Raw genomic sequence first — 25,458 nt, 5'->3', positions numbered from 1 at the left:
CCGGGGTCACGCAGGCCGCTTTTTCGCGGGCGACGACCAGGCTAAAGGCCACGGACAGCGGCGTTATCGTGCCCTGATCACAGCCCGCATTTGTCGCGCATGAAGGCCAGCGCCACCGACAGACCATCAGGGGCGATGCCATGCGCCGTGCCCTTCATGATATGGGCATAGACCTCCTGCCAGCCGGCCTTTTGCAAGGCTTCGGCCGCTTCGGGAAGGGATTGCACCGGCACCACGTCATCGGCGTCGCCATGCACCAGCAGAACCGGCGGACGGCTTTGGACCTCGTCGATCAGCAACTCGGGGTTCAGAAGACGGCCGGAAAACCCGACGACGCCCGCGATCTCGTCTTCGCGGCGCGGGGCGACATGCAGGCTCATCATCGTGCCCTGACTGAAGCCGAACAGAACCATCTGTTCCGGCAGCAAGTCCTCGTCCACCAGCAACGCATCGAGAAAGGCGTTCAGGTCATCGACAGCCGCCGCCATGCCTCGGGCGGCCTCTTCCTCGGACGAACCGTCCAGCCACGGGATCGGAAACCACTGGTAGCCGAAGGGCATGCCGGGGATCGATTCCGGCGCATCGGGCGCCACGAACAGCGTGTCGGGCAGATGATCGCCCAGCACGTCGGCCAGGCCCAGCAGATCGGCACCGTTCGCGCCATATCCATGCAGGAACACCACGACCGACCGTGTGCTGCCGGAAACCGGTTCCTTGCGCCCGGCTGTCAAAACCCGTGTCATCTGATCCCCTCGCGTTGTTTTCTGACATGGTAGTAGGCCCAAAGCATGCGCGCCGCAACAGAGCGCCAGGGCGACCACGCCTCGGCCATGCGGCGCACTTCGCGTTCGCCCGGGCGTTCTGGCAGGTCATAGAGCATCCGCGCCCCTTCCTGCAGGGCCAGGTCGCCTGCCGCGAACACGTCGGCATGACCCAGGCTGAACTTGGCATAGATCTCGGCCGTCCAGACGCCGATGCCCTTGACCGCGGTCAGGGTCTCGATCACCTCGGCGGTCGGCGCCTTGCGCAGTGCATCGTAGTCGATGCCCGCCCCCGCCAGCGCGCGGGCATAGGCGGCTTTCTGGCGGCTCAGCCCATGGGCCCGAAGCTCGTCCTCGGACAGCGCCAGGATCGACTGCGGATCGGTCAGACCCGCGTTTTCCAGTTTCGCCCAGATCGCGTTGGCCGAGGCGACGCTGACCTGCTGGCTGACGATCGCGCTCAGAAGCTGCGCGAACCCGTCGGGGCGGCGCCGCAACGGCAGCGGCGCACATAGTTCGTGGGCATGGGCCATGCGCGGACAACGCGCCGCAAGCCAGGCCGCACCCTCGGCCACATCCGCGTCGGTTTCGATGATCCGCGTCACGCGGGCAGCTTGCCGGTCAGCACGTATTGCAGAATCTGAACCACCTGCACGGGGTCGCGCGCCACGGCAAGCGCTGCGGCATCGACCTCTTTCAACGCGTGGTCATGCTCGGGCTGTTGCAGGATGATCAGCGATTTGCCCAACGCGGCGGCATAGCCCGCATCGAAGGCCGCGTTCCACTGCTTGTACTTCTCGCCAAAGCGGACGACCACGACATCGGCATCTGCAATACCCTTTCGGGTGCGGATCGCGTTGACCATCGCCCCCTTGTGGTCGTGCCAGTACTTGTTCTCTTCGCCCCCCAGGATCGCCACGCCGCAATCGTCGCTGGCCGCGTGGTCCGTAACGGGCGACGAAAATTCAACGTCCAGCCCCTTGGCGCCTTCGACGATCTGTTCGCGCCAGTCGGTATGGATTTCGCCTGACAGGTAAACCTTCAGCATGTGTCGCGCTCCCTTATCCTTTGTCGCGCTCAGGCTTACCTGTCCCGTCCCGGCCCTGCAACAGCGCCACCACCTCGTCATCCGGGGTCTGGCCGAAATCCTCGTATCCCTGCCCGACACCGAAAAAGGGCTGCGGATGCAGCAGGCAGATCACATGATCGGCCAGCCGCGCAAAATCCCGTGCCGTGTCGGGCGCGCCTACGGGCACCGCCACCGTCACGCTGTTTGGTGCCTGGTCGCGGACCGCCATCAAGGCCACGCGCATCGTGGCGCCGGTCGCGATGCCATCATCGACAACCACCACGTCCCGCCCGGTCAGGGCCACGGGCGCGCGGTTTTGCAGGTAAACCGCGCGGCGCTTGGCGATGACGGACAGCTCGTGCGCGATCGTCGGGGCTAGGTCATCCTCGGTCAACCGGGCCGATGCCATGATGCCGCGGTTGAAATGGGTGTAGGGCGCCGGTCCGTCGACCACCGCACCCGCCGCCAGTTCGGGATTTCCCGGCATCCCGATCTTGCGCACCATCACCAGATCCAGCGCCGCACCCAGCCTGTCGGCCACGGGCGCCGCGACCGGCACGCCCCCGCGCGGCAGCGCAAGGACAACCGGGGCAGGCAAATCCAGGGCAACCACAGCATCGGCCAATGCCTGGCCCGCCTCTTCTCGATTGCGAAACCGCGCCATGATCACCCCCAGTTTTCGCCGGGCAATGCTGGCAGGCGGCCCAGCAGCGGTCAAGCGATGCGGCGCGCGACGATGTAGCGGCTGGGCGGGTTTGCCGGATAGTTGCCGCTTTCGACGATTTCGAACCCGGCTTGCGTGATCATGGTTTCCAGCTCATCCACGGAAAGGAATCGCACCGCCGGCGCCTTGCCAACCATTTGCAGCAGCGGCAGCACCTTGAGCATAAGGCGGATTTTCAGGCTTATCCCGTTATGTCCAAGGCAGGGCGTCTTGGAAATGAAAAGCCCGCCCGGACGCACCCGGTCATGCAGCGCACCGATGGCGGCCTCGGTTTCCGGCACCAGGTGCAGAACGTTATGGGCCAGAACCGCATCGAACGGACCCACCGGCGATCCGGCAATGTCGGCGGCTTCGAAGGCCGCGTTCGCCACGCCTTCTTCGCCGCAGCGTTCCCGCGCGATGCGGATCATGGCGGGCGCGATATCGGTGCCGGTGATGTGGGTCAGGTGCGGGGCCAGCTTTCTTGCGGTCCCACCCGTGCCGCAGCCGACCTCCAGCGCGATGTCGGCCTGGCTCAGGTACGATCGTGTCCGCGCCAATGTGTATTCATAGGATTCGGTGTCGCGGATCGGCATTTTCGCATAGCGCGGGGCCGCTTTGTCCCAGAAATTTCTTGCAGATATCATGTGATGTCTCCTTTGCCCCTGCCTCTAGCCGCTGCCCGCAGGGTTGGAAATTGCCGAAACCCGCATCCATGATATACAAATTTGCATGAAACCTGCGCCCCCAAGTTTTGACTGGTCCCACGCCCGCGCCTTTCTGGCGACTGCGGACATGGGGACGTTCTCGGCCGCTGCCCGTCAGTTGGGACTGACCCAACCCACGCTCGGCCGCCAGGTGGCCGCGCTCGAGGACGAGTTGGGCGTGCTGCTTTTCGAACGGCTGGGCCGCTCTCTCGCCCTGACCGAGGCGGGGCGCGATCTTGCCGAACATATCCGCGACATGCAGGCCGCCGCAGATCGCGCCGCCCTGATGGCGCAGGGTCATTCGCAGGCAATCGAAGGAAATGTGCGCATCACCGCCAGCGACGTGATGTCGGCGTTCGTCCTGCCGCCGTTGCTTTCGGATTTGCGCAAACAGGCCCCGAAACTGGGCGTGGAGCTGATCGCGGCCAACGACATTCGCGACCTGATGCGCCGCGAGGCCGATATCGCGATCCGCCACGTTCAACCCGACCAGCCCGACCTGATCGCCCGAAAGCTGAAAGACGGGGCCGCCCGTTTCTATGCCTCCCGCGATTTCCTGGCATCAAGAGGACGACCCGAGGATGCCGCCGGGCTGACCGCATACGATCATATCCATTTCGGCCAGCCCGGCTGGATGGTCGATCACCTGCGGCCCCTGGGCATTCCCGTCGAAGACAGCAACTTTCCGTTCGGGTCCGAGAATGGGGTGGTCGCGTGGGAACTGGCCCGGCAGGGCCTTGGAATTGCGATCATGTGGGACAGGGTCGGCGATTCCTACGAGGACATGGAGCGCGTCTTGCCCGACATGGCCCCCCTCGCCTTTCCGGTCTGGCTGACGACGCACCGGGAACTGCACACCAGCCGGCGCATCCGGCTGGTGTTCGACGCACTGGCGGCGTTTCTGGCCTGACGGGCGTTACCCGCGCAACACGCCGCCCGTGGCCTTGGTCACCTTTTCCACGATCTTCTGGCTGACCGCTTCGATTTCAGCCTCTTTCAGCGTCTTGTCGGTCGGTTGCAGACGCACGGTGATGGCCAGCGATTTCTTGCCCTCGCCAAGGCTGCCGCCGATGAACTCGTCAAAGACGCGCACACTGTCGATCAGCGCCTTGTCGGCACCCGCAGCCGCATTCACCAGGGTCAGCGCCTCGACATCGGCATCGACGACAAACGCGAAGTCGCGTTCGACCGCCTGCAGGTCATGCAGGGTCAGCGCGCCACGGCTGGCTGTCTTGTTCTTGGGCTCGGGGATCTCGGCGGGCCAGATGGTAAAGGCCACGGCGGGGCCTTTGACATCCATCTCGCGCAGCACCTTGGGGTGCAGTTCGCCAAAGACGGCCAGTTGTTTCTTGGGTCCAAGGCAGATCACGCCGTGGCGGCCCGGGTGGAACCAATCCGGCCCGTTGCGCATGATCTGCGCCTTTTCCGGTGCGCCAAGCGCGGACAGGATCGCCTCGACATCGGCCTTGGCATCGTAAAGGTCCACCGCGCGCGCCGCACCATGCACATCCTTCGGTGCGGTCCGTCCGATCAGAACGCCGCTGACGGCAACCGCCTGTTCGCCCGGTTCGCCACCCGAAAAGGCGGGGCCGACCTCGAACAGGGCCAAATCCACGATCCCGCGCGCCTGGTTGCGTGCGGCGGCCTGCAAAAGGCCCGGCAACAGATCGGGGCGCATGTGGCTCATCTCCGAGCTGATCGGGTTGGCCAGCATGGTCGCGTCATCGCCGCCACCGAACAGCGTGGCCGACGCCTTGTCGATGAAGCTGTAGGTGACGCATTCGTTATACCCCAGCGCCGCCGCCGTGCGCCGCGCGATCTGTTCGCGCTTCTGGCTGCTTGTCATCACCGGCGCAGGCACGCCGACATTCGCCCGCGGCATCGGCTTGCCTTCCAGCTTGGTGAGGGACGCGACGCGCGCCACCTCTTCCACGAGGTCGGCCTCACCCATGACATCCGGCCGCCAGCTCGGCACCCAGGCCATGTTGCCCTCGAGCCGGAAACCAAGCGCCTCGAGCGTTGCACGCTGCTGCGCCTCGGGAATGTCCATGCCGACAAGGCTTTGCACACGGGCGGGTTTCAGTTCGTAGGCGCGCGCGGTGTCCGGCACCTCACCTGCGACGACAACCTCGGACGGCTCGCCGCCGCAGAGGTCCAGGATCATCGCAGTCGCGTCTTCGATGGCCTGCATGTTGTATTGCGGGTCGATGCCGCGTTCGTTGCGGTAGCGCGCATCGGAATTGATCTTGAGCGCGCGGCCGGTGTGGGCAATCTGCACGCGGTCCCAGACAGCGGCTTCGAGGAACACGTTCACCGTGCCTTCGGTGCAGCCGGTTTCCAGCCCGCCCATGATCCCGGCGATGGATTCGATGGCCTTGTCGTCGGAGATCACCACCTGGCCTTCGGAGAAGGTGTATTCCTTTTCATCCAGACCGATCAGCGTCTCGCCGCCCTTGGCGCGGTGAATGCGCAGGTTGCCCTGCACCTTGTCGGCGTCGAACACATGCAGCGGGCGGTTCCGGTCGAAGGTGAAATAGTTCGTCACGTCCACCAGCGCGCTGATCGGGCGCAGGCCGATGGCGCGCAGTTGATCCTGCAGCCATTTCGGGCTGGGGCCGTTCTTGACGCCCCGGATCAGGCGGCCGGCGAAAACCTCGCATCCGTTCTGCCGCGTGTCCTCGTCAATCGAGACAGTGATGGGCGACGGAAACGTGCCGGCGATCTTGTGCTCTTCGACGGGTTTCATTGTGCCAAGGCCACGGGCCGCCAGGTCACGCGCGATGCCGCGTACGCCCAGGGCATCCTGGCGGTTCGGCGTGATCGCGATCTCGATTACCGGGTCGACCTTGTCGGGTGCGTTCTGCGCCAGCCAGTCCGTGAATTTCTGACCCACCTCGCCTGAAGGAAGTTCGATGATGCCGTCATGTTCGTCCGACAGTTCAAGTTCGCGCTCGGACGCCATCATGCCATGGCTTTCCACGCCGCGGATCTTGCCCACCGACAGGGTCACGTCGATGCCCGGCACGTAGTCGCCCGGCTTGGCCAGAACCACGGTGATGCCTGCACGCGCATTGGGTGCGCCGCAGACGATCTGCTTGATGCCTTCGTCGGTTTCGACCATGCACACGCGCAGCCTGTCGGCATCCGGGTGCTGCTCGGCCGATTGCACGCGGGCCAGCGTAAAGGCGCCAAGGCGTGCGGCCGGGTCGGTTACCCCCTCGACCTCGAGCCCGAGATCGGTCAGGGCGTAAAGGATGTCATCAAGCGTCGCGGTCGTGTCCAGGTGGCGTTTCAGCCAGGAAAGCGTGAATTTCATGGGCCTGCTGCGGGTTATGTGGCGTGTTGGCCTGCTCATAGCCCATCCCGGCCACGGGTGAAAGGGCCTGCGCGGGGGCGATCATGTCAATCCATGCCAGGAATTCCGAGGCCCGCACCGCAGGAGAAAGATCGCGCGCATCGGCACCAAGATGCAGCCCCAGCGCCGGGTTGCCGTCGATTGCTTGAAGAAGTTCGACAAGGCGGGACTGCTCGGTAAAAATCCCGTCCGCATCGCTCAGGTAGGCGGCGATACCCCCGGCACCCAGTTCCGGGTGGTATTGCGTGCCCCAGATGCGCATGCCGCCGGTTTCGCAGGCCACCGCCTGCACTGCGGAATGATCGTTTCCCGCCAGCAGGTTCATGCAGTCGGGCAGCACGGTCACCTCGTCGCGATGAACGGAGGGCGCCGCATAGCCGGGCATGCGCGCGGCCAGCATCGGGTGGTATTGCCCCACCCCGGTCAGCCAGATATCGCGCGCCATCCCGACCTCCAGCCCGTTCGGCGATGCCCCGACTGCGCCGCCCAGCACGACAGCGGCCAGCTGCATGCCGTTGCAACTGCCCCAGACCGGCAGACCCGCGTTCAGCACCACCTCGAACGCGGCACGTTGCGGCGCGGCCTCGGTTGCGTCGACCGACCAGGGCTCGGCCGCGCCGGTAAAGATCACCGCGTCGATATCCTCGAGATCGCAAAGCGACAAAGGCATCGCATAGGGCGCGGCAATGCGCGTGTGCAGATCGGGACGAACGCCGGCCAGCGTATCGACGAACGCGGTGGCGCCCGCGCGTCCGCGCGCGACGGTTGCGGGGGTGTTTCCTTCGACGATCAGGATGGTGGTCATCGGCGCAGCTCCGGCAGAACGTTGCAAAACTGCGCGGTTATCGCCCGAAATCGCGCGGTTTTCGCAGCCGATTGCGACAGGCGCCTTGCCGATTGCGGCGCGTCAATCGCCGACGCGATCGGCCAGCTGGTCGATCCGCCCCATGCGCCAAAGCTGGATTTCGCGCGCAAGCCGCAGTGTCGGCTTCATGCAGAAAAACACCGACCCCACGATGAAAAGCCAGACCGCCGGGCGTTCATAATCGGGAAATAGGAACAGGACGGAGCCAACGAGAAACGAGATCGCCGCCAGGAAGTCGACGGCCGTATGCGCAATCTCATAGGCGGCATAGACCCGGCGCGTGGCTGCGTTGCGTTCGCGGTTTTCATGGGAAAACAGGGGCATGGGCACTCCAACGTTGGGATGCCCCTACCCTGCGCGCCATGCCCCCGAGGGGCAAGCCCCCGGTTTAGCGGCTCAGACCGCCACGGATCGTCGGCACGTCCAGCGCCGAAAAGCCGTAGTGGCGCAGCCAGCGCAGGTCGCTGTCGAAGAACGCGCGCAGGTCGGGGATGCCGTATTTCAGCATCGCGATCCGGTCGATGCCCATGCCGAAGGCGAAACCCTGCCATTCGTCGGGGTCGATCCCGCCGGCGCGCAGCACATGGGGATGCACCATGCCGCTGCCCAGCACCTCGAGCCAGTCGTCGCCTTCGCCCACCTTGACGGTACCGTCCTGCCACGAACACTGGATGTCGACCTCGGCCGAAGGTTCGGTAAAGGGGAAATGCGATGCGCGGAAACGGGTTTTCACGCTGGTTCCGAAATAGGCGGAAAAGAACTCTTCCAGCACCCATTTCAGGTTCGCCATCGAAATGTCGCGGTCGATGGCCAGCCCTTCGACCTGGTGGAACATGGGCGTGTGCGTCTGGTCATAGTCGGCACGGTACACACCGCCCGGGCAGATGATGCGGATGGGCGCGCCCTGCGCCTCCATCGAGCGGATCTGCACCGGCGAGGTATGCGTGCGCAGCACGTAAGGCGGACGGTCATCGCCGTCTTCGCGGTGCATGTAGAACGTGTCCATCTCGGCGCGGGCGGGATGGTGGCCGGGGATGTTCAGCGCGTCGAAATTGTACCAGTCGCTTTCGATGCGCGGACCTTCGGCCACGGCAAATCCCATGTCGGCGAAGATCGCCGTCACCTCTTCGGTCACCTGGCTGACCGGGTGGATGGTGCCCTGGCGGCGGTCGCGCGCGGGCAGCGTCACATCCAGCCATTCTGTTTTCAGCCGTTCGTTCAGTGCGGCATCTTCCAGCGCCACCTTCTTGGCGGCGATGGCGCTGTTGATCTCGTCCTTGAGCGCATTGAGAGCGGGACCGGCGGCTTTGCGCTCTTCGGGGTCCATCTTGCCCAGTTCCCGCATCTTCAGGCTGATTTCACCCTTCTTGCCAAGGGCCTGAAGGCGCACGTCCTCCAGCGTGGCCTCGTCGGCCGCCTTGGCGATAAGGTCGATATAGGTGTTGCGCAGGTCGTCCATCTTGGCCTCGTTCCGCAGGGTCGGCGCCTGACTAGCCGCCCCCGGCTGAAAGCGCAAGCGCCGCGCGCCTATCCGCCGAATCCGAGGCGCTGTTTCAACTGCAAAAGCCCCACCAGCGCGGCATCGCGCCGTTCGGGCAATGTATCGGCATCCAGTGCCGCCAGTTCGTCCTCGACCCCGGCGATCAGCGCGTCGATCGTGGCGGTGTCGAGTGTCGGGCTGCCCAGTTCGGCCCAACGCGCCTGCTGCGCCGGGCCGAGATGGGTGATGTAGTGGCGAAACCCGCCCGCGCCCCCGCCCAGGTGATAGGTCAGGTGCGGGCCCATCAACGCCCACCGCAGGCCCGGCCCCGCCGATACGGCGCGGTCGACATCCGCCACGCTGGCCACACCTTCGGCGACAAGGTGAACCGCCTCGCGGTAAAGCGCGGCGGTCAGGCGGTTGGCCACATGCCCACGCAATTCGCGTTGCGGCACGATCACCTCGCGGCCGAGGTTTTCATAGAACGCGCGCGCGGCTTCCACCGCCTGCGGTGTTGTCGCCTGCCCGGCCACCAGTTCGACCAGCGGGATCAGGTGCGGCGGGTTGAAGGGATGGCCGACAAGGATACGGCCGGGATGGGACGCCCGCGCCTGAATTTCGCTGGGCAACAGCGCCGAGCTGGACGAGGCGATCACGGTTTCGGGCGCTATGCAGGATTCCACACGGGCAATGATGGCGTGTTTCACCTCGAGGCGATCGGGGCCACATTCCTGCACGAAATCAATATCCTGGCAGGCCAAGCTCATGTCCGGCGTCACGACCAGCCGGGCAAGTGCCTTATCGACATCCAGATCGGTCAGGCCAAGCGCCTGCAGATCGGGCCAGGCCGCGCGCACACGGGCAGCGACCTGATCCGCGGTGTTCCCATCGGGCTCATGCACCCGCACCGACAGCCCCTGCGCCACGAACAGCGCCGCCCAGGATGCCCCGATCAGCCCGCCGCCGATCACTGCCACGTTGCGTATGTCGGCCATCGCTGTCCCCTGCTGCTTCATCTTGCCAGAAATACTTGGCCCCGCCCGAAATCAAAAGCGTGAGCGCCAGGCAAAAAAGAAAAACGCCGCCAGTTTGACCCGGCGGCGTTCGCAATGCTTGGATGCGGCGGGCCGATCAGGCGGCCAGCGCGCCTTTCGCCTGGTCGACGATGGCACCGAATGCTTCGGGCTCGTGCACGGCGAGATCGGCCAGAACCTTGCGGTCCACCTCGATGCCGGCCAGCGTCAGGCCGTTGATGAAGCGCGAATAGGTCAGCGATTCATCGTGGGCGCGCACGGCGGCGTTGATCCGCTGAATCCACAGCGCACGGAAATTGCGCTTGCGGTTCTTGCGGTCGCGGGTGGCGTACTGGTTTGCTTTGTCGACCGCCTGGCGGGCGACCTTGAAGGTGTTCTTGCGGCGGCCGTAATAGCCTTTGGCTGCCTTGATGACCTTCTTGTGACGGGCGTGGGTGGTGGTTCCGCCTTTGACTCGGGACATGGTTCAGGCCTCCTTAGCGCGCGTAGGGCATCATCGGCTTGATGATCTGCTCATCAGCCTTGGACAGCGTGGTGGTTCCCCGCGCATCGCGGATGAACTTGTTGGTGCGCTTGATCATGCCGTGGCGTTTGCCGGCCTGGCCTGCCTTGATCCGGCCCTTGGCCGTCACCTTGAACCGCTTCTTGCAGCTCGACTTCGTCTTCAACTTGGGCATTTCCGTCTCCTTTTTTAGGTCGGTTCACGCACGACTCGGCATGCCACTCCGGCCGGCCGCGCGAGGTAGAGAGCGCCGTATAGAAGCCAAAGGCCCGGTTGGCAAGACCGAATTGCCGTCAGATGAACCGCGCCAGGACGCGTACGAACACCTCGGGAATTTCCTCGAGCCGGTAACCGCCCGGTTCGTTGACGATCCCCCAGACCAGGAACGCGCCCCCCACCATCAGCACGAGCGTCGCGACACGGGGCGCGCGGCGGTCGGAAAAGGCGCTGACGATCGACGGTATCGAAAACACGCACAAGACAAGCCCGAAGATAAAGGCCAGATCGCTGTCGAAGACCATGGTACTGCCCTGCTTGTTTTTATTGACGTGACGGCAGGTTACTCTGGATCGGTGGCGAAAATCAAATGTTCCGCACAGGGTGCCACGCGCAGGATGTTGGTCGTGCCGGGCACGTTGAACGGCACGCCGGCGATGACGAGGATCTGATCCTCTTCGCTGGCATAGCCCTGTGCCCGCGCGGCCCGGGCGGCGTTGACGACGGCCATCTTGAAGCGCGTAAGCTCGCCGGTCATGACGCAGTTGACCCCCCAGGTCAGGGCCATGCGCCGCGCGGTGCCGCGGATCGAGGTCATGCCGATGATCGGCACGCGCGGCCGTTCGCGCGCGGTCAGCGCGGCGGTGGTGCCGCTTTCGGTGTAGCAGCAGATCGCCTTGATGTCGGTGGTCTCGGCGATCTCGCGGGCGGCGGCGACGATTCCGTCGGCCACGGTGTGGCGTTCGGCGCGGCGGCTGGCCTCGATCACCTCGATGTAGGTGGGGTCGTTCTCTACCTCGATGGCGACGTTGTCCATCGTCGTTACGGCCTCGACCGGGTAGTCGCCCGCGGCCGATTCCGCGCTCAGCATGATGGCGTCGGCACCTTCGTATATGGCGGTGGCCACGTCCGACACCTCGGCGCGGGTCGGCATGGGGGATTCGATCATCGATTCCAGCATCTGCGTCGCCACGATCACAGGCTTGGCCGCCGCGCGGCACTTGCGCACCAGCCGCTTCTGGATCGGCGGCACGTTCTGCACCGGCAATTCGACGCCAAGATCGCCGCGCGCGACCATGATCCCGTCGCTGACCGCAAGGATGTCGTCGAACGCTTTGACCGCGGCCGGTTTCTCGATCTTGGACAGGATCGCGGCGCGGCCGTCGGCCAGGCTACGGGCCTCTTCGACATCGGCGGGTCGCTGCACGAAGGACAGCGCCAGCCAGTCCACGCCAAGCTGGCAGACGAATTCCAGATCGGCCCGGTCCTTTTCCGACAAGGCCGCCAGCGGCAGCACCACGTCGGGCACGTTCACGCCCTTGCGGTTCGAGATCGTGCCGCCCACCGTGACGGTGCAATCGGCGAAATCCTTACCGCAATCGCGCACCGTCAGGCGGATCTTGCCGTCATTGACCAACAGCCGCGCGCCTGGTTCCAGCACGGCGAAAATCTCGGGATGCGGCAGGCAGACGCGGGCCGCATCGCCCGGCGCGGTATCGAGATCGAGGCGGAAGGACGCGCCCTCGACCAGCTCTTCTTCGCCATTGGCAAACTCGCCCACGCGCAGTTTCGGCCCCTGCAGGTCGGCCAGAATCGCGATCGGGCTGTCGAGGTCGCGTTCGACCTGACGGATCATGGCGTGGCGCGCACGGATTTCGTCGTGGCTGCCATGGCTCATGTTCAGGCGAAACACATCGGCGCCCGCCTCGTGCAGGGCGCGGATCATGTCATAATCGTTCGAAGCTGGCCCCAGCGTTGCGACGATTTTCACGTTGCGGTGGCGTCTCATCCTGCCCCTTTCTTTTTCTTGCACGCAGCAGCGCGTTTTTCGGCCGGCGGCAATTCCATTCCGGCTGTTTCTGTCCTAGAGCGTGCGCAAAGGAAATGACAGCCCGATGACATACGAACCCTTTGAAATCGTCAATGGCGAGGCGCGCTCGCGCTGGCTGATCACCTGCGATCATGCTGCCAACACAGTGCCGCCCTTCGTGAATGGCGGGCAGCTGGGTCTGGCCGCGGGCGACATGCAGCGCCACATCGCCTATGATGTGGGCGCCGCGGGTGTCGCGCGCGAACTGGCGCGTCTGCTCGATGCCCCGGCGGTCCTGTCGAATTTCTCGCGCCTGGTGATCGATCCTAACCGCGGCGAGGACGACCCGACCCTGTTGATGAAGCTTTATGACGGCACGATCATTCCGGGCAACCGCCATGCCGGCCCGGACGCGCTGCAAGAGCGGCTGAACCGCTGCTACCGGCCCTATCACGATGCCGTCGCGCGCCTTGCCGCGCGGCAGGACGACACGGTGATCGTGTCGATCCATTCCTACACCAGGCAGCTTCAGGGGCGTGCACCCCGGCCCTGGCATGTCGGCATCCTCTATGCCGCAGACACCCGGTTTTCCAAACCCTTGCTGGACCTGCTGCGGGCCGAATCCGATTTGTGCGTGGGCGAAAACGAACCCTATGGCGGGCACCTGCCAGGCGACGCGATCGCGCGCCACGCCATCGCCCACCAGCGCCACAACACGCTGATCGAAATCCGCAACGACCTGATCGAAACGGATGACGATCAAATCGCATGGGCCGCGCGCCTGGCCCCCCTGCTGCGGCGGGCGCTGGCGCATGTGGGCGATTGACCTGCCCGAACGCAGCCGCCACATTCCGCCCAGGCACGAAGGAGGGCACCATGGACGACCAGACCCGCATCGAGATCGAAGCCGCCGCATTCCGTCGGCTGCGTCAGCACCTGATGGAAGACCGCAAGGACGTGCAGAACATCGACCTGATGAACCTGGCCGGGTTCTGCCGCAACTGCCTGGCGCGCTGGTATCAGGAAGCTGCCGCAGAGCGCGGCATCGAGATGTCGAAGGACGCCGCGCGCGAGGTGTATTACGGCATGCCCTACGACCAGTGGAAATCCGAGAACCAGGCCGAGGCAAGCGCCGAAAAACAGGCCGCCTTCAAGGTCGCTTTTGCCGAGAATGTAGGAAAGGATCAGGGCTGAGCGCGCGGCGCCTGTTTGATCATATTCAACCTTGCGCAGGTTGCGCGCGCGGTCTAGCAACTTGCGCATGACAGATATCGCCCAGACTCAGACCAGTGACTCGCGCGCCAGGCGCAACGTGATCGTGCTTGTGCTGGCGCAGGCCATTCTGGGCGCGCAGATGCCGATGATTTTCACCATTGGCGGTCTGGCAGGGCAATCCCTGGCCAGCAATCCGTGCTGGGCGACGCTGCCCATCTCGCTCATCGTGCTCGGCTCGATGATGGCGGCGACGCCGGTGTCGCACCTGATGCAGAAATACGGCCGGCGCGCGGGGTTCTGGATCGGAACGACCTGCGGTGCGCTTGGCGGCGCGATCGGCGCCTACGGCCTTTACCTGGCCTCTTTCCCGGTGTTCCTGCTGGGCAGCCTGATCACCGGCGTCTACATGTCGGCGCAGGGGTTCTACCGCTTTGCGGCCGCCGACACGGCCTCGGACGATTTCCGCCCCAAGGCGATCTCCTATGTCATGGCGGGCGGGCTGGCCTCGGCGATTATCGGGCCGCAACTGGTCAAGGTGACCAGCCAGGCGATGGTGATCCCGTTCATGGGCACATACCTGGCGGTGATCGCGGTCAATGTCATCGGGTCGCTGCTGTTTCTGTTCCTGGACATTCCCAAACCCCCGGTCCCGAGCGAGGACGCCCCCCGTGGCCGGACCCGCTGGGAGCTGATCACGACACCCGTGATCACCGTGGCGGTGATCTGCGCCATGGTGTCCTATGCGCTGATGAACCTTGTCATGACCTCGACGCCACTGGCGGTGGTGGGCTGCGGGTTCGAAGAAGGCACCGCCGCCGATGTCGTGACCGCCCATGTTCTGGCGATGTATGTGCCCAGCTTCTTCACAGGCCACCTGATCGCCCGGTTCGGCGTGACCAAAATCGTCGCTGCGGGCCTGACCATCCTTGCCGCGGCTGGCGTGGTCGCGCTGCAGGGTGTCGAGTTGGAAAACTTCTTCATCGCGCTGATCCTGCTGGGCGTCGGCTGGAATTTCGGCTTCATCGGCGCGACCACGATGCTGGCCGGCGCGCATGAGGCCCATGAACGCGGCCGCATGCAGGGCATGAACGACCTGATCGTGTTCGGCGGCGTGACGTTCGCCTCGCTGTCGTCGGGCGGGCTGATGAACTGCTCTGGCGGCAATGCGGTGGAAGGCTGGGCCAGCGTCAACCTGGCCATGGCGCCCTTCCTGATGCTGGCGGGCGGCGCGCTGATCTGGCTCGCGCTGCGCCCGAAGGAAGACATGTGACGCGGTCCCGCCGCGCAGCTGGCCCCTGCCGTTTTCTCTTTCCCGAAATATCCCGGGGGTGAATTGGGCCGCAGGCCCAAGAGGGGGGAGCGCCCCCTGCCCGGTCGGATCGGCATAGCCGATCCGATCCAAAAAAATCAAACCTTGCGCAGCGCCAGCACGGCGTTCAGGCCGCCGAACGCAAAGGCGTTGGACAAGGCGACCCCGACCTTGGCCTCGCGCGCCTCGTTCGGCACCACGTCCAGCGCGCATTCGGGATCGAACTCTTCATATCCGATCGTGGGCGCGATCACCCCGTCCCGCAGTGCCATGATACAGGCCAGCAACTCGACCGCCCCGGTGGCGCCGATCAGGTGGCCGTGCATCGATTTCGTGGACGATATCATAAGCTCGTCGGCATGACGCCCGAACACGTCCGCCACCGCCGCGCATTCCGTCTTGTCGTTCGCCGCGGTCCCGGTGCCGTGGGCGTTGATGTAACGCACATCTTCAGGGTTCAGCCGTGCATCCGCCAGCGCCCCCGCGATCGCGCGTGCCGCCCCCTGTTTCGAGGGCATCACGATGTCCGAGGCATCCGACGACATCGCATAGCCTACCACCTCGGCCAGGATTTCGGCGCCGCGTTTCTTGGCGTGCTCGTATTCCTCGAACACGAAGATGCCCGCGCCTTCGCCCTGCACCATCCCGTTGCGATTGGCGGAAAACGGGCGGCAGGCGTCCTTGGACATGACGCGCAACCCTTCCCAGGCCTTCACGCCGCCAAAGCACAGCATCGATTCCGATCCGCCTGTCACCATCGCGGGCGCCATGCCCGAACGCACCATCTGGAATGCCTGGGCCATCGCGTGGTTCGAAGATGCGCAGGCGGTCGACACGGTAAAGGACGGGCCCTTGAGGTTATACTCCATGCTGATATGCGAGCAGGCTGCGTTGTTCATTAGCTTTGGCACGACAAAGGGGTGTACGCGGTTCTTCCCCTCTTCGTAAACGGCGCGGTAGTTGTCGTCCCAGGTGCTGACCCCGCCGCCCGCAGTGCCCAGAACGACACCGGCACGCGCGGCCAGTTCCCCGGTGAATTCCAGGCCGGCCTGGCCGATCGCCTCTTTCGCGGCCACCAGCGTGAACTGGGTGAACCGGTCGTAAAGCGTCATTTGCTGGCGGTTGAAGCGGCCCTCGGCCTCGAATCCCTTCACCTGGCCGCCGATGGCGATGGACAGGCGGTCGACGTCACGGAACTCCAGCGGGCCAATGCCGCAGCGGCCTTCGCGCATGGCCTCGAGCGTTTCGGGCACATCATGTCCAAGCGCGTTGATCGTGCCCGCGCCCGTGATGACGACGCGTTTCATCCGTGTTGCTCGGCCACGAGTTTTTCGATGCCTTCGACGATCTTCGCCACCGACGAGATGTCGAAATCGCTTTGATCGGGTTCGTTCGCGTTGAAGGGCACCGAGATGTCGAAGGCCTCTTCGATGGCGAAGATGGATTCGACCAGCCCAAGGCTGTCGATGCCCAGATCCTCGAGCGTGCTGTCCATCGTGACATCCGACGGTTCAAGCACCGCCTGCTCGGCGATGATCCCGATCACCTTGTCCTTGACGCTCATACCCGAACCTCCTGGTTTTCTGGCGCTGATTTAGTCACTCTGGCCCGGCTTGAAAACCGCTTTCTGCAAAGCAGCCACCTGTCCGATCAGGCGCGGCAGGCGGCGCAGCGCCTTGTAGGTTTCGATATGTGTGTCCATCTTCATCGCCGGATACCCCAGCATCACGCGGCCCGCGGGCACATTGGCCAGCACCTTGGTCGCGCCTCCGGTGATCACGTTGTCACCGATGAACAGATTGTCGCTGACGCCCGTCTGTCCGCCCAGGACCACGTTGTTGCCCACGCGGGTCGAGCCCGCGACGCCGACCTGTGCGCAGATCAGGCAATCGTTACCGATCACGACGTTGTGGCCGATCTGGGCAAGGTTGTCGAACTTCACGCCGTTGCCGATTTCGGTGTCGCGCACGGTGCCGCGGTCGATGCAGCTGTTCGCGCCCAACTCCACATCGTCGCCGATCCTGACCGAGCCCAACGAATGAATCCGCGCATAGGACTGGCTGGCGATTTCACCCTGATCCCCAAGGCTGTCGCGGACCCGTTCGATATTGCTTTCCTCGGGGGTAACAAAGGAAAACCCGTCCCCGCCGACGACCGCCCCGGGCTGCGCGATGAACCGTGCGCCGATCCGCACACGCGCCCCGATCCGCACGGCTTCGCGCAGATAGGCGCCGGGCCCGATATGCGCATCCGCACCGATGAAACACTGCGGCCCGATCACCGATCCCGCGCCGATCCTTGCACCCGCCGAGATCACGGCCAGCGGGCCTACGCTGACGCCCTCGCCCAGATCGGCGGCCGGGTCGATCACGGCCGAGGGGTGAATCCCTTCGGCAAAGCCCTGCCCCGGGTCCATCATCGCGCTGAGACCCGCCATCGCGAAACGCGGGCGCGGCGCGACGATGGCGGCCTTTAGCCCCATGGCCTGCCAGTCGGCCCCGTCCCAGACCAGCGCGGCGCGCGCCTGTCCCTGCGGCAGGGTTTCGGCAAAAGCCGGCTTCATCGCCAGCGCCAGGTCGTCCGGGCCCGCCACCGCGGGCTCGGCCACGCCAGTGACGCGCAAGTCGGACGCACCTAGGGCAACAGCCCCGAGCGCATCGGCGATTTCCCTGATCGTGTGGCTCATCTCTCGGACCCCGAATTCTTCGGGGCAGACTTATCCCCGAACCGCGCGCAGCGCCACCCCTGCGTCGCTGAGCGCATTCCAGATCCGCGCGTCACGTCCATAGACATCGCGGCGATACTGCATGTGCCCCTTGGCCTTGGTGAAGGCCGTGCGATAGATCAGATGGACCGGCACGGGTTCATCCAGCGGAACGACGGTTTCCACACCGGTGTTCAGCTTGGACCTGAAGAACCCTTCGGGATCGTTCGTCTGCTTCGCCAGCAGCGTGTAGGCGAATTCGAAGGGCTGCTGCAGACGGATGCAGCCATGCGAATAGGCGCGCACCTCGCGGGCAAAGAGGTTCTTTGCCGGCGTGTCGTGCAGGTAGATGTTGTACTTGTTCGGGAACATGAACTTCACCAGGCCGAGCGCGTTGCGCTGACCCGGGGGCTGCTTAATGTTGAACGGAAAATTCCGCGCCGTGTAGGCGCCGAAATTCACCGCCGAGCGGCTGACCGTGCGACCGCGCGAATCCACCAGCCGCAGGTGCCCCGCGGCGTTCGGGTTGCGCTGGAACATCGGCAGATATTCCTTGACCGCGATGGAACGCGGCACGTTCCAGGTGGGGTTGATCACCATGAATTCCATCACGTCCGAAAACTCGGGGCTGCGGCGGTCCGAGGCGGTTGCCCCCACGACCGAGCGCGTCTCGAAGGTCAGCGTGTCGTTATCCATGACCTTTGCGGTGAAATCCGTCAGGTTGACCAGGATGTGGCGTTTGCCGCGCGGCATGTTCATCCACCGCTCGCGCTCCATCGCGACAAGAACGGACCGCAGGCGATCGTCCACGCCCTTGTTGATCTCTTCCATGGTCGATGCGCCCGCCACGCCATCGGGTTCGAGCCCGTGGGCAAGCTGGAACTGCTGCACCGCTTTCTGGATGTTGGCATCAAAGGTCTGCGTCGTGGTGCGGCGCAGGAAACCCATTGCGATCAATCGGTTGCGCAGCGCCACCACGGCAGCGCCGGTTTCCGCGGGCTTGAGCGATTTCGATGGCACGACAGCACCCCAGCCGCCCGACCCGAGAAGCGATTCAAGCTTGGCCTTTTCCTTGACCAGCCGCGCATATTCGTTGCTTTTCGGCGGCAAGGCGCGGAAGAAACTGCGCGGGTTCGACTTGGCGAAATTCACCAGATAGGACAGCCGGTCGCGGTATGGCACCTCGCGCTTGATGTCATTGTCGACGCGGCCCGGCACCAGGACACCCGTCTGGATGTCGCGTGCGAATTGCAGGAAAACGCGGCTCATCTCGACCTCGACGACGCCGCGCGCCTTGGGCGTCTTGGCGGCTTCGAGTTGGGCAAGCAGGCCATCGACGTCGTAGCGCGCGGCCGGCAACCCGTGTTCGGGCGCTTCGCGCAGGGCCTCGATCAGGGCGCGCCGCTTGGAATTGGCGTTGGCCGCTGTCCAGAAAGGCTTGTAATCGCGGGCCTGGTAGAAGGCGGCGATGTGCTGATCGCGGGCCGCCGAACTGGCGACGGCCTGCTTGAATGCCGTCATCTCGGCCTGCGCGGGCGCGGTCAGGGAAAGCGAAACAAAAAGGGCAAAAACCCCGGCCATGAACCGGAGAAATCCGGGTCGGGTCGGTGAAAGCAGCATTGTCGTCCTCTCGGGTCAAATGGCGGGTGCGGGCGAACAGATGCATCCTTGATGCGTAAACGGCGCCGCCCTGTCCATTCACAATCCCGAACAGGGTGAAAGCTTTTTAAGATTGATGCAGCGGCACCGCGGGATTCGGGGTTTTGCGCCACAGGCGCGACGCATTGCGCAGAAAATTGCCGAAAACTCTTGATAATCCGCATTGTAATGAATCCGCGCTTGGACCGCGATTCGAGATGTGCAATAAAACCCGTGCATCTGGGGATGAGATGGCAGAAGCCGTGCAACGCCACGGCGTGAAACAGGTAAGCGACGGGACGGGCGCTAGAGACATGACGGAACAGCGTGACGCGGGCATTTCCCGCCGGGCACTTTTGGGCGCATTCGCAGCAACGACCATATCGGCAGCGCCAACATTCTCACACGCAGCAGGCTTTCTTCGCGGATCGGGCGACATCCGACGCATCAAGATGTATAGCGGGCGCACAGGCGAACGGCTGGACATGATCTATTGGATCGAAGGCGAATACATCGGCGACGCGATCCGGGAAATCACCCATTTCATGCGGGACTGGCGCAACAACAAGACCATGGATATCGATCTTCGCACGGTCGACATCATGGCGGCGGCGCATAACCTGATGGACGTGAACGAACCCTACATGTTGCTGTCGGGCTACCGCAGCCCCGAAACCAACGCCATGCTGCGCAGCCGTTCGTCGGGCGTGGCCAAGAATTCGCGCCACATGCGCGGCCAGGCCGCCGACCTGCGGCTGGCGTCGCGCTCGGTGAACCAGATGGCCCGCGCCGCGGCCGCCTGCCGTGCCGGCGGTGTCGGACGCTATTCGCGCTCGAACTTCGTCCACATGGATTGCGGCCCGGTACGCAGCTGGGGCAGCTGACCCACCCGCAATTCCGCCAAGTTCAAAATCGTGTCGACCGTCCCGCTTCGGGGCGGTTTTTTGTTGCGCACCACCGCTTTGCAGCGAATATCACCACATGACAAACGCATCCCATTCCACCCTGGGCGTTCTGCCCTCCGTTCCTTTGCTTGTGATCGTACAGGCCGTGGTTTCCGCGGCATCCCTGGTCGTTGAGATCGTGGCGGGACGGATGCTTGCACCCTATGTCGGCATGTCGCTTTACACCTGGACGTCGATCATCGCGGTCGTGCTGGCCGGGTTCTCGGCGGGGCATTGGGCCGGTGGCCGGATCGCCGAAATGGACAGTGGCCGCGCGCTGCGCTGGACGGGATGGAGCATGGTCGGCGCTGCGCTGACGACCGCGGCCGCCCTGTTTCTTTTACGCTGGGGGGCAAGCATTGTCCTGCCGATGACCGAGAACCAGATCGTCGCTATCGTGGCTTTGTGTTCGATCGCGTTCTTCACGCCCTCGTTTTTCGCGGGCATCCCTGCACCGGTGCTGGCGCAGATCAGCGTGGCCGCGAATCCCGATGCCTCGGGGCGCGCGCTGGGGGCGATGTTCGCCGCCGGTGCGATTGGCGCCATCGCCGGCACTTTGCTGGCGGGTTTCGTCTTTATCTCGTGGCTGGGGTCGGTGGGCACCCTGGTGGCGGTCACGCTGTGCTATCTCGTGGCGGCCGGGCTGCTGTTGGTCTGGGCGCGGCGCGCGGGCGTGGCCGTCGCATGGCTTTGGGCCGGAGTATCGCTGGTGGCGGGCCTGGGCCTTGCCGGTGCGGCGCTGTCGCAACCCAGCCCCTGCACCCGCGAAAGCGATTATTTCTGCATCCGCACGGTGGATATCAGCGCCGATCCCAACAGCCCCGTGCACATGATGGTGCTGGATCACCTCGTGCATGGGCGCGGCGCGCGCGACCTGCCCCAGGTGATCTTTTACGACAGCGCGGCACTGTTTGACCTGCTGGCGCAGGCGCGGGTCGACGCTCCCGGGTTTTCAGCCTTCTTCATCGGAGGCGGTACGTATTCCGTTCCGCGAAAATGGGCACTTGCCACCCCGCCCGCGCGCATGACCGTGGCCGAAATCGACCCCGCCGTGACCGAAACTGCGGTCGAGGATTTCTGGTTCGATCCGGCCAGCGCCACCGTGCTGACCGAAGACGCGCGCGCCGCGCTGCGCACCCGGCCCGACCGGTATGACGTGATCGTGGGCGATGCCTTTACCGACATCGCCGTGCCGCCCCATCTGATCACGCGCGAGTTTTTCGAGCTGGTGCGCGACCGGCTTGAGCCCGGCGGCTCTTACCTGATGAACGTGGTCGACCATGCCGACAACCTGCGTGCGCTGGCATCAACCATCGCCACGCTGCGGCAGGTCTTTCCGGTCGTCGAAGTCTGGACCGAGGCGCGCCGCCCGGCCCCCGGCGAACGGCTGGTTTTCATCCTCGCCGCTGGGCAGACGGAAACGCCGGTCAGCCGCCTGAACGGCCGGACCCCCAATCCGATCCAGTTCGCGCGACTGGCCGACGACACTGTCGAGGCAATCGTGATAACACGCGCGCCCATCGTGCTGACCGACGATTTCGCCCCGATCGACCGTTTGATGGGCACACGGTTCTGACCGGCGGCGCGGCGGGGGTTGCATGCGGCCCCGGCGCGGGTGAAAAACGCCCCGACCCTGCCGGAGACAGCCATGCGCCCCTTTTTGATCCTGCAACTGCGCCCCGAAACAGAAGCGTCCGACGATGAATACGCGGCGTTTCTGGCCAAGGGCGGCATGTCGTCGGCCGAAACGCATCGCATCAGGCTCGACCAGGAGAACCTGCCCGGCGACATCGACCTGTCGGATTATTCCGGCGTGATCGTCGGCGGTGGCCCCGGTTGCGTCAGTGACGCGCCCGAAGACAAAGACCCGGTCGAGGCGCGGATCGAGGAACAGATACTGGCGCTGATGCCGGCGATCACCGAAAGCGACACGCCGTTCCTGGGATGCTGTTACGGGATCGGTATTCTTGCGCATCATCTGGGCGCGCGCGTCAGCAAGGACAATTACGGCGAACCGGTCGGCCCGGTCGACTGCACAATGACCCAAGCCGCCAAGGACGACCCGGTGATGGCGGGCCTGCCCGACCGCTTTGCCGCTTTCGTCGGTCACAAGGAGGCGGTCCAGCACCTGCCGGACGGTGCGGTTCACCTGCTGTCGTCGGCGCCCTGCCCGTTCCAGATGATCCGGGTCAGGCGTAACATCTATGCCACGCAGTTCCACCCGGAGGCCGATGGCGCGGTGTTCGAAACCCGCATCCGGCTATACCGCAACAAGGGGTATTTCCGCCCAGACGAGGCAGACGACCTGATCGCCACGTGCCGCGCGGCGCATGTGGACCAGCCCGAAAAGATCCTGCGCAATTTCGTGGCACGCTATCGCAGCTAGGGATCAGCCCAGCGGCAGGCGCTTTTCCACGATCCGCGAAAGGAGCGACGCGCCGACGGGCAGGATTTCCTTGCCCAGAACGAAACCGGGATTGTGCAGCGGCATATCGCCGGAATGGCCGACCATGCAATAGGCCCCCGGCACAACCTTTAGCATGTCGGCGAAATCCTCGGAGCCGGTCAGCGGCGTGGTGCGCTCGGACACCTTGTCGCCCCCCACCACCTCGCGCGCGGCGTCAAGATAGGCGTCAGAGAGGTCGGCATCGTTCAGCAGCACGTCAAAGACGTTGTGGCTGTCGAAATCGATTTCGACCCCATAGGCCAGCGCCGCGCCCTTGCACAGATCGGCCATGCGCGATTCCGCAAGATCGCGCATCTCGTCGCTGAAATAGCGGATCGTCCCGGCCAGACGCGCCTCGGCGGGCACGACATTGTAGGCCGCGCCGGAATGGATCTGCGTCACCGACACGACGCAGGTTTCGGTGGCGGGCACGTTGCGGCTGACCACGGTCTGGATCTGGCCCACCAGCGACGAGGCGATCACCAGCGCATCGCGCGACTGGTGCGGCATGGCGGCGTGGCTGCCCTGCCCGCGCACGGTAATGTCAAAGAACTGCGCGCCCGCCATGGCCGCCCCCTTGACCAGCGACACCTCGCCCGGTGCGGCCATAGGGTTGTTGTGCAGCCCGTAGATCTCGTCGCAGGGGAACCGTTCGAACAGCCCTTCGGCCAGCATTCGGCGCGCGCCGCCCAACCCCTCTTCGGCGGGTTGGAAGACGACCATCGCGGTGCCGTCGAAATTGCGGGTTTCGGCAAGGTAGCGGGCCGCGCCCAGCAGCATCGTGGTATGCCCGTCATGCCCGCAGGCATGCATCTTGCCCGCGCTTTGCGAGGCATAGGGCAGCCCGGTCGCCTCGTCGATGGGCAGCGCATCCATATCGGCCCGCAGCCCCACGCAGCGATTGCCCGTTCCCTTGCCCCGGATCAGCCCCACGACGCCCGTGCCGCCGATGCCGGTATGCACCTCGTCCACACCGTAGGCGCGCAGCTTTTCGGCCACGATCTGCGCGGTGCGGTTTTCCTCGAACCCGATTTCGGGATGGGCGTGCAGGTCTTCGAAGATATCGACCAGCTCGGCTTCGGCGGCGGCGATTTCGGGCATGACGGTCATGGCGGGCTCCGTTTGACTAGGCTTGGTGACGAATGTTGCCGCAACGGTAGCCGTGCCTGCCGCGGGTGTCGAGCGCGGGGCGCACCGGAAAGATGCCCGAACGGTCAAATGCCGGTTTTCCCTGCACGCATCTTGGGTCTAAGCTGGCCACGCGGCGCAGTCTGCCGCGGCAAATCCCGGACATGGCCCATGACACTCGACCCGCTTTCTCTTTCCGCCCGCAACCTTGCCAACCACATCGCCCGCGGTACGCTGAGCCCGGTCGATGTCACCCGCGCCACGCTGGATCGGGTGGCCGCGCTGAACCCGCAGATAAACGCCATCGTGCAGGATTGCGGTGACGAGGCAATGGAAGCCGCCGAGGCGCTGGACAAGCGCATCAAGGCGGGCGGGCGCGTGGGCAAACTGGCGGGCGTTCCGGTGACGATCAAGGTGATCACGGATCAGGCCGGCCACGCCACGACCAATGGCACGAAGCTGGCCGCCGATCTTGTCGCTGACGAAGACAGCCCCTTCGTCGCGCGGATGCGGGCCGAGGATGCGCTGATCATCGGGCGCACCAACACGCCGGCCTTTTCCTATCGCTGGTTCACGTCGAACGCGCAGCACGGCACCACGCTGAACCCGCGCAACGCCGATCTGACACCGGGCGGATCGTCAGGCGGGGCCGGCGCGGCGACGGCGGCGGGCCTCGGACATATCGCGCATGGCACCGATATCGCGGGCTCGATCCGCTATCCGGCCTATGCCTGCGGGGTGCAGGGTCTGCGCCCCTCGGTCGGCCGCGTGCCCAGCTACAACATGACAGGCGGGGCACGCCCGATCGGGCCGCAACTGATGGCGGTCAGCGGGCCGCTTGCCCTGCGCGTCGATGACCTGCGCCTTGCGCTCGAGGTGATGTCGGGCGAAGAACCGGGCGATCCGCTGAGCTATCCCGTGCTCCTGACCGGCCCCGACCTGCCGCGCCGCGCCGCGCTGGTGCGGCGGCCGGACGGAATGGCGGTCGATCCCCGGATTCTGGACGACCTCGACCGCGCCGCCGCCATGCTGCGCGCCGCCGGCTGGGAGGTCGAGGAACCTGCCTCGGTGCCGCCCCTGACCGAGGCCAAGGAGCTGCAGATCGATTTGTGGCTGATGGACGGGTTCGCCGAAAAGGCCGCCGCAGCCGAGGCCGAGGGCGATCCCGGCGCGCTGGCGCTGATCGGGCGGTTCGCGGCGCGGGCGGCGGAATTCCAACCCAATCAACTGAGCGCGGCACTGCAACGCCGCCTGGCGCTGATGCGCGAATGGCGGATGTTCCTGTCGGATTACCCGGTTGTTCTGATGCCGGTCTCGGGGGAACTGCCCTTTAAGGCTGACGAAGATCTGACAGGCGCGGACGCGCTGAACCGCATTTGGGATGCGCAGCTAAGCCAGATCGCGCTGCCCCTGTTGGCCCTGCCCGGCCTGTCGGTTTGCAGCGGGATAATAGATGGCGTGCCATCGGGTGTGCAGATCGTCACCCCACCCTGGCGCGAGGATATCGCGCTGATGGCGGGCGAGGTTCTGGAACAGGGGTTCGGCACGCCCCAGCCCTGGCAGGGCTAAGGC

The 25,458-nt window shown here is 65.0% G+C and carries 27 protein-coding genes; 8 read left to right on the top strand and 19 right to left on the bottom strand.

Annotated features, from left to right (window positions below):
• Nucleotides 1-77: 77 nt before the first annotated feature.
• The 5 genes from BLT50_RS00890 to BLT50_RS00870 are packed head-to-tail and all read right to left on the bottom strand — an operon-like array spanning nucleotide 78 to nucleotide 3,180.
• Nucleotides 78-743 carry an alpha/beta hydrolase gene (locus tag BLT50_RS00890; RefSeq protein ID WP_090025555.1) on the bottom strand — a complete coding sequence of 222 codons (666 nt, stop codon included), beginning with the start codon at nucleotides 741-743 and terminating at the stop codon, nucleotides 78-80.
• A complete protein-coding gene (locus tag BLT50_RS00885) occupies nucleotides 740-1,366 on the bottom strand; it encodes a DNA-3-methyladenine glycosylase family protein (RefSeq protein WP_245723246.1) in 627 nt (208 codons plus the stop codon). The genes BLT50_RS00890 and BLT50_RS00885 overlap by 4 nt, the downstream gene beginning before the upstream one ends.
• Complete coding sequence (locus BLT50_RS00880; protein ID WP_090025553.1) at nucleotides 1,363-1,809, bottom strand: YtoQ family protein; 447 nt, start codon at nucleotides 1,807-1,809, stop codon at nucleotides 1,363-1,365. The genes BLT50_RS00885 and BLT50_RS00880 overlap by 4 nt, the downstream gene beginning before the upstream one ends.
• Nucleotides 1,810-1,822: 13 nt before the next feature.
• Nucleotides 1,823-2,494 (bottom strand): phosphoribosyltransferase, encoded by a 672-nt coding sequence (locus tag BLT50_RS00875; protein ID WP_090026949.1) that lies wholly within the window; start codon nucleotides 2,492-2,494, stop codon nucleotides 1,823-1,825.
• A 50-nt stretch (nucleotides 2,495-2,544) separates the two neighbouring features.
• Complete coding sequence (locus BLT50_RS00870; protein WP_090025550.1) at nucleotides 2,545-3,180, bottom strand: class I SAM-dependent methyltransferase; 636 nt, start codon at nucleotides 3,178-3,180, stop codon at nucleotides 2,545-2,547.
• Between the two features lie 85 nt (nucleotides 3,181-3,265).
• Here BLT50_RS00870 and BLT50_RS00865 point away from each other — a divergent pair, with 85 nt between their 5' ends.
• A complete protein-coding gene (locus BLT50_RS00865) occupies nucleotides 3,266-4,150 on the top strand; it encodes a LysR family transcriptional regulator (RefSeq protein ID WP_090026947.1) in 885 nt (294 codons plus the stop codon).
• A 6-nt stretch (nucleotides 4,151-4,156) separates the two neighbouring features.
• Here the strand turns inward: BLT50_RS00865 and pheT are convergent, their stop codons facing one another.
• From pheT to pyk, 9 genes are all read right to left on the bottom strand, one after another.
• On the bottom strand, nucleotides 4,157-6,556 hold the full coding sequence (gene pheT, locus BLT50_RS00860) for a phenylalanine--tRNA ligase subunit beta (RefSeq protein WP_090025547.1): 2,400 nt from the start codon (nucleotides 6,554-6,556) through the stop codon (nucleotides 4,157-4,159).
• On the bottom strand, nucleotides 6,501-7,400 hold the full coding sequence (locus BLT50_RS00855; protein WP_090025545.1) for a glutamine amidotransferase-related protein: 900 nt from the start codon (nucleotides 7,398-7,400) through the stop codon (nucleotides 6,501-6,503). The genes pheT and BLT50_RS00855 overlap by 56 nt, the downstream gene beginning before the upstream one ends.
• Nucleotides 7,401-7,502: 102 nt before the next feature.
• Nucleotides 7,503-7,784, bottom strand: coding sequence for a YrhK family protein (locus tag BLT50_RS00850; protein ID WP_090025541.1), 282 nt, complete (start codon nucleotides 7,782-7,784; stop codon nucleotides 7,503-7,505).
• Between the two features lie 64 nt (nucleotides 7,785-7,848).
• A complete protein-coding gene (pheS, locus tag BLT50_RS00845; RefSeq protein WP_090025538.1) occupies nucleotides 7,849-8,919 on the bottom strand; it encodes a phenylalanine--tRNA ligase subunit alpha in 1,071 nt (356 codons plus the stop codon).
• Between the two features lie 68 nt (nucleotides 8,920-8,987).
• Entirely contained in the window at nucleotides 8,988-9,935 is a 948-nt protein-coding gene (locus BLT50_RS00840; protein WP_090026944.1) for a 3-hydroxyacyl-CoA dehydrogenase NAD-binding domain-containing protein, read from the bottom strand.
• Nucleotides 9,936-10,071: 136 nt separating this feature from the next.
• Complete coding sequence (rplT, locus tag BLT50_RS00835; protein WP_090025535.1) at nucleotides 10,072-10,437, bottom strand: 50S ribosomal protein L20; 366 nt, start codon at nucleotides 10,435-10,437, stop codon at nucleotides 10,072-10,074.
• A gap of 13 nt (nucleotides 10,438-10,450) precedes the next feature.
• On the bottom strand, nucleotides 10,451-10,651 hold the full coding sequence (gene rpmI / locus BLT50_RS00830; protein ID WP_090025533.1) for a 50S ribosomal protein L35: 201 nt from the start codon (nucleotides 10,649-10,651) through the stop codon (nucleotides 10,451-10,453).
• 118 nt (nucleotides 10,652-10,769) lie between these two features.
• On the bottom strand, nucleotides 10,770-10,997 hold the full coding sequence (locus tag BLT50_RS00825; RefSeq protein ID WP_090025531.1) for a hypothetical protein: 228 nt from the start codon (nucleotides 10,995-10,997) through the stop codon (nucleotides 10,770-10,772).
• 38 nt (nucleotides 10,998-11,035) lie between these two features.
• Nucleotides 11,036-12,481: a pyruvate kinase gene (gene pyk, locus BLT50_RS00820; protein ID WP_090026941.1), complete on the bottom strand. Its 1,446-nt coding sequence runs from the start codon at nucleotides 12,479-12,481 to the stop codon at nucleotides 11,036-11,038.
• 106 nt (nucleotides 12,482-12,587) lie between these two features.
• On the opposite strand from pyk, the gene BLT50_RS00815 reads away from it, so the two are divergent.
• The 3 genes from BLT50_RS00815 to BLT50_RS00805 all read left to right on the top strand — a co-directional run bounded on the left by BLT50_RS00815 (nucleotide 12,588) and on the right by BLT50_RS00805 (nucleotide 14,987).
• Nucleotides 12,588-13,328, top strand: a complete 741-nt coding sequence (locus BLT50_RS00815; RefSeq protein ID WP_090025525.1) for an N-formylglutamate amidohydrolase — start codon at nucleotides 12,588-12,590, stop codon at nucleotides 13,326-13,328.
• 50 nt (nucleotides 13,329-13,378) lie between these two features.
• On the top strand, nucleotides 13,379-13,696 hold the full coding sequence (locus tag BLT50_RS00810; RefSeq protein WP_090025523.1) for a DUF1244 domain-containing protein: 318 nt from the start codon (nucleotides 13,379-13,381) through the stop codon (nucleotides 13,694-13,696).
• A 67-nt stretch (nucleotides 13,697-13,763) separates the two neighbouring features.
• Entirely contained in the window at nucleotides 13,764-14,987 is a 1,224-nt protein-coding gene (locus tag BLT50_RS00805) for an MFS transporter (RefSeq protein ID WP_090025520.1), read from the top strand.
• A gap of 137 nt (nucleotides 14,988-15,124) precedes the next feature.
• Here the strand turns inward: BLT50_RS00805 and BLT50_RS00800 are convergent, their stop codons facing one another.
• The 4 genes from BLT50_RS00800 to BLT50_RS00785 are packed head-to-tail and all read right to left on the bottom strand — an operon-like array spanning nucleotide 15,125 to nucleotide 19,311.
• On the bottom strand, nucleotides 15,125-16,333 hold the full coding sequence (locus BLT50_RS00800; RefSeq protein WP_090025518.1) for a beta-ketoacyl-[acyl-carrier-protein] synthase family protein: 1,209 nt from the start codon (nucleotides 16,331-16,333) through the stop codon (nucleotides 15,125-15,127).
• On the bottom strand, nucleotides 16,330-16,590 hold the full coding sequence (locus tag BLT50_RS00795; RefSeq protein WP_090025515.1) for an acyl carrier protein: 261 nt from the start codon (nucleotides 16,588-16,590) through the stop codon (nucleotides 16,330-16,332). Before BLT50_RS00795 ends, BLT50_RS00800 begins: the two co-directional genes overlap by 4 nt.
• Nucleotides 16,591-16,620: 30 nt before the next feature.
• Nucleotides 16,621-17,712 carry a UDP-3-O-(3-hydroxymyristoyl)glucosamine N-acyltransferase gene (lpxD, locus tag BLT50_RS00790; protein ID WP_090025513.1) on the bottom strand — a complete coding sequence of 364 codons (1,092 nt, stop codon included), beginning with the start codon at nucleotides 17,710-17,712 and terminating at the stop codon, nucleotides 16,621-16,623.
• A gap of 30 nt (nucleotides 17,713-17,742) precedes the next feature.
• Complete coding sequence (locus tag BLT50_RS00785) at nucleotides 17,743-19,311, bottom strand: L,D-transpeptidase family protein (RefSeq protein WP_175491361.1); 1,569 nt, start codon at nucleotides 19,309-19,311, stop codon at nucleotides 17,743-17,745.
• Nucleotides 19,312-19,682: 371 nt separating this feature from the next.
• Here BLT50_RS00785 and mepK point away from each other — a divergent pair, with 371 nt between their 5' ends.
• The 3 genes from mepK (at nucleotide 19,683) to BLT50_RS00770 (ending at nucleotide 22,698) form a co-directional block, all read left to right on the top strand.
• Nucleotides 19,683-20,252 (top strand): peptidoglycan L,D-endopeptidase MepK, encoded by a 570-nt coding sequence (mepK, locus tag BLT50_RS00780; RefSeq protein WP_090025507.1) that lies wholly within the window; start codon nucleotides 19,683-19,685, stop codon nucleotides 20,250-20,252.
• 97 nt (nucleotides 20,253-20,349) lie between these two features.
• Nucleotides 20,350-21,888 (top strand): fused MFS/spermidine synthase, encoded by a 1,539-nt coding sequence (locus BLT50_RS00775; protein WP_090025504.1) that lies wholly within the window; start codon nucleotides 20,350-20,352, stop codon nucleotides 21,886-21,888.
• A gap of 72 nt (nucleotides 21,889-21,960) precedes the next feature.
• Nucleotides 21,961-22,698, top strand: coding sequence for a glutamine amidotransferase (locus BLT50_RS00770; RefSeq protein WP_090026938.1), 738 nt, complete (start codon nucleotides 21,961-21,963; stop codon nucleotides 22,696-22,698).
• A 3-nt stretch (nucleotides 22,699-22,701) separates the two neighbouring features.
• Here the strand turns inward: BLT50_RS00770 and BLT50_RS00765 are convergent, their stop codons facing one another.
• Nucleotides 22,702-23,868 carry a M20 aminoacylase family protein gene (locus BLT50_RS00765; protein ID WP_090025501.1) on the bottom strand — a complete coding sequence of 389 codons (1,167 nt, stop codon included), beginning with the start codon at nucleotides 23,866-23,868 and terminating at the stop codon, nucleotides 22,702-22,704.
• Nucleotides 23,869-24,057: 189 nt separating this feature from the next.
• Between BLT50_RS00765 and BLT50_RS00760 the strand changes: the two genes are divergently transcribed.
• On the top strand, nucleotides 24,058-25,455 hold the full coding sequence (locus BLT50_RS00760) for an amidase (RefSeq protein WP_090025499.1): 1,398 nt from the start codon (nucleotides 24,058-24,060) through the stop codon (nucleotides 25,453-25,455).
• The last annotated feature ends 3 nt before the right edge of the window (nucleotides 25,456-25,458 follow it).

Origin of the sequence: Lutimaribacter saemankumensis (assembly GCF_900100005.1) — a bacterium.
Lineage (GTDB): Bacteria > Pseudomonadota > Alphaproteobacteria > Rhodobacterales > Rhodobacteraceae > Lutimaribacter > Lutimaribacter saemankumensis.
This window is presented reverse-complemented; position numbering and strand designations above follow the sequence as displayed.

What these genes read in the sequence shown, in the direction of transcription:
- BLT50_RS00890 (WP_090025555.1), bottom strand. Translation starts at nt 743, where the DNA reads ATGACACGGGTTTTGACAGCCGGGCGCAAGGAACCGGTTTCCGGCAGC.
- BLT50_RS00880 (WP_090025553.1), bottom strand. Translation starts at nt 1,809, where the DNA reads ATGCTGAAGGTTTACCTGTCAGGCGAAATCCATACCGACTGGCGCGAA.
- BLT50_RS00875 (WP_090026949.1), bottom strand. Translation starts at nt 2,494, where the DNA reads ATGGCGCGGTTTCGCAATCGAGAAGAGGCGGGCCAGGCATTGGCCGAT.
- BLT50_RS00870 (WP_090025550.1), bottom strand. Translation starts at nt 3,180, where the DNA reads ATGATATCTGCAAGAAATTTCTGGGACAAAGCGGCCCCGCGCTATGCG.
- BLT50_RS00865 (WP_090026947.1), top strand. Translation starts at nt 3,266, where the DNA reads ATGAAACCTGCGCCCCCAAGTTTTGACTGGTCCCACGCCCGCGCCTTT.
- pheT (WP_090025547.1), bottom strand. Translation starts at nt 6,556, where the DNA reads ATGAAATTCACGCTTTCCTGGCTGAAACGCCACCTGGACACGACCGCG.
- BLT50_RS00855 (WP_090025545.1), bottom strand. Translation starts at nt 7,400, where the DNA reads ATGACCACCATCCTGATCGTCGAAGGAAACACCCCCGCAACCGTCGCG.
- BLT50_RS00850 (WP_090025541.1), bottom strand. Translation starts at nt 7,784, where the DNA reads ATGCCCCTGTTTTCCCATGAAAACCGCGAACGCAACGCAGCCACGCGC.
- pheS (WP_090025538.1), bottom strand. Translation starts at nt 8,919, where the DNA reads ATGGACGACCTGCGCAACACCTATATCGACCTTATCGCCAAGGCGGCC.
- BLT50_RS00840 (WP_090026944.1), bottom strand. Translation starts at nt 9,935, where the DNA reads ATGGCCGACATACGCAACGTGGCAGTGATCGGCGGCGGGCTGATCGGG.
- rplT (WP_090025535.1), bottom strand. Translation starts at nt 10,437, where the DNA reads ATGTCCCGAGTCAAAGGCGGAACCACCACCCACGCCCGTCACAAGAAG.
- rpmI (WP_090025533.1), bottom strand. Translation starts at nt 10,651, where the DNA reads ATGCCCAAGTTGAAGACGAAGTCGAGCTGCAAGAAGCGGTTCAAGGTG.
- BLT50_RS00825 (WP_090025531.1), bottom strand. Translation starts at nt 10,997, where the DNA reads ATGGTCTTCGACAGCGATCTGGCCTTTATCTTCGGGCTTGTCTTGTGC.
- pyk (WP_090026941.1), bottom strand. Translation starts at nt 12,481, where the DNA reads ATGAGACGCCACCGCAACGTGAAAATCGTCGCAACGCTGGGGCCAGCT.
- BLT50_RS00815 (WP_090025525.1), top strand. Translation starts at nt 12,588, where the DNA reads ATGACATACGAACCCTTTGAAATCGTCAATGGCGAGGCGCGCTCGCGC.
- BLT50_RS00810 (WP_090025523.1), top strand. Translation starts at nt 13,379, where the DNA reads ATGGACGACCAGACCCGCATCGAGATCGAAGCCGCCGCATTCCGTCGG.
- BLT50_RS00805 (WP_090025520.1), top strand. Translation starts at nt 13,764, where the DNA reads ATGACAGATATCGCCCAGACTCAGACCAGTGACTCGCGCGCCAGGCGC.
- BLT50_RS00800 (WP_090025518.1), bottom strand. Translation starts at nt 16,333, where the DNA reads ATGAAACGCGTCGTCATCACGGGCGCGGGCACGATCAACGCGCTTGGA.
- BLT50_RS00795 (WP_090025515.1), bottom strand. Translation starts at nt 16,590, where the DNA reads ATGAGCGTCAAGGACAAGGTGATCGGGATCATCGCCGAGCAGGCGGTG.
- lpxD (WP_090025513.1), bottom strand. Translation starts at nt 17,712, where the DNA reads ATGAGCCACACGATCAGGGAAATCGCCGATGCGCTCGGGGCTGTTGCC.
- BLT50_RS00785 (WP_175491361.1), bottom strand. Translation starts at nt 19,311, where the DNA reads ATGGCCGGGGTTTTTGCCCTTTTTGTTTCGCTTTCCCTGACCGCGCCC.
- mepK (WP_090025507.1), top strand. Translation starts at nt 19,683, where the DNA reads ATGACGGAACAGCGTGACGCGGGCATTTCCCGCCGGGCACTTTTGGGC.
- BLT50_RS00775 (WP_090025504.1), top strand. Translation starts at nt 20,350, where the DNA reads ATGACAAACGCATCCCATTCCACCCTGGGCGTTCTGCCCTCCGTTCCT.
- BLT50_RS00770 (WP_090026938.1), top strand. Translation starts at nt 21,961, where the DNA reads ATGCGCCCCTTTTTGATCCTGCAACTGCGCCCCGAAACAGAAGCGTCC.
- BLT50_RS00765 (WP_090025501.1), bottom strand. Translation starts at nt 23,868, where the DNA reads ATGACCGTCATGCCCGAAATCGCCGCCGCCGAAGCCGAGCTGGTCGAT.
- BLT50_RS00760 (WP_090025499.1), top strand. Translation starts at nt 24,058, where the DNA reads ATGACACTCGACCCGCTTTCTCTTTCCGCCCGCAACCTTGCCAACCAC.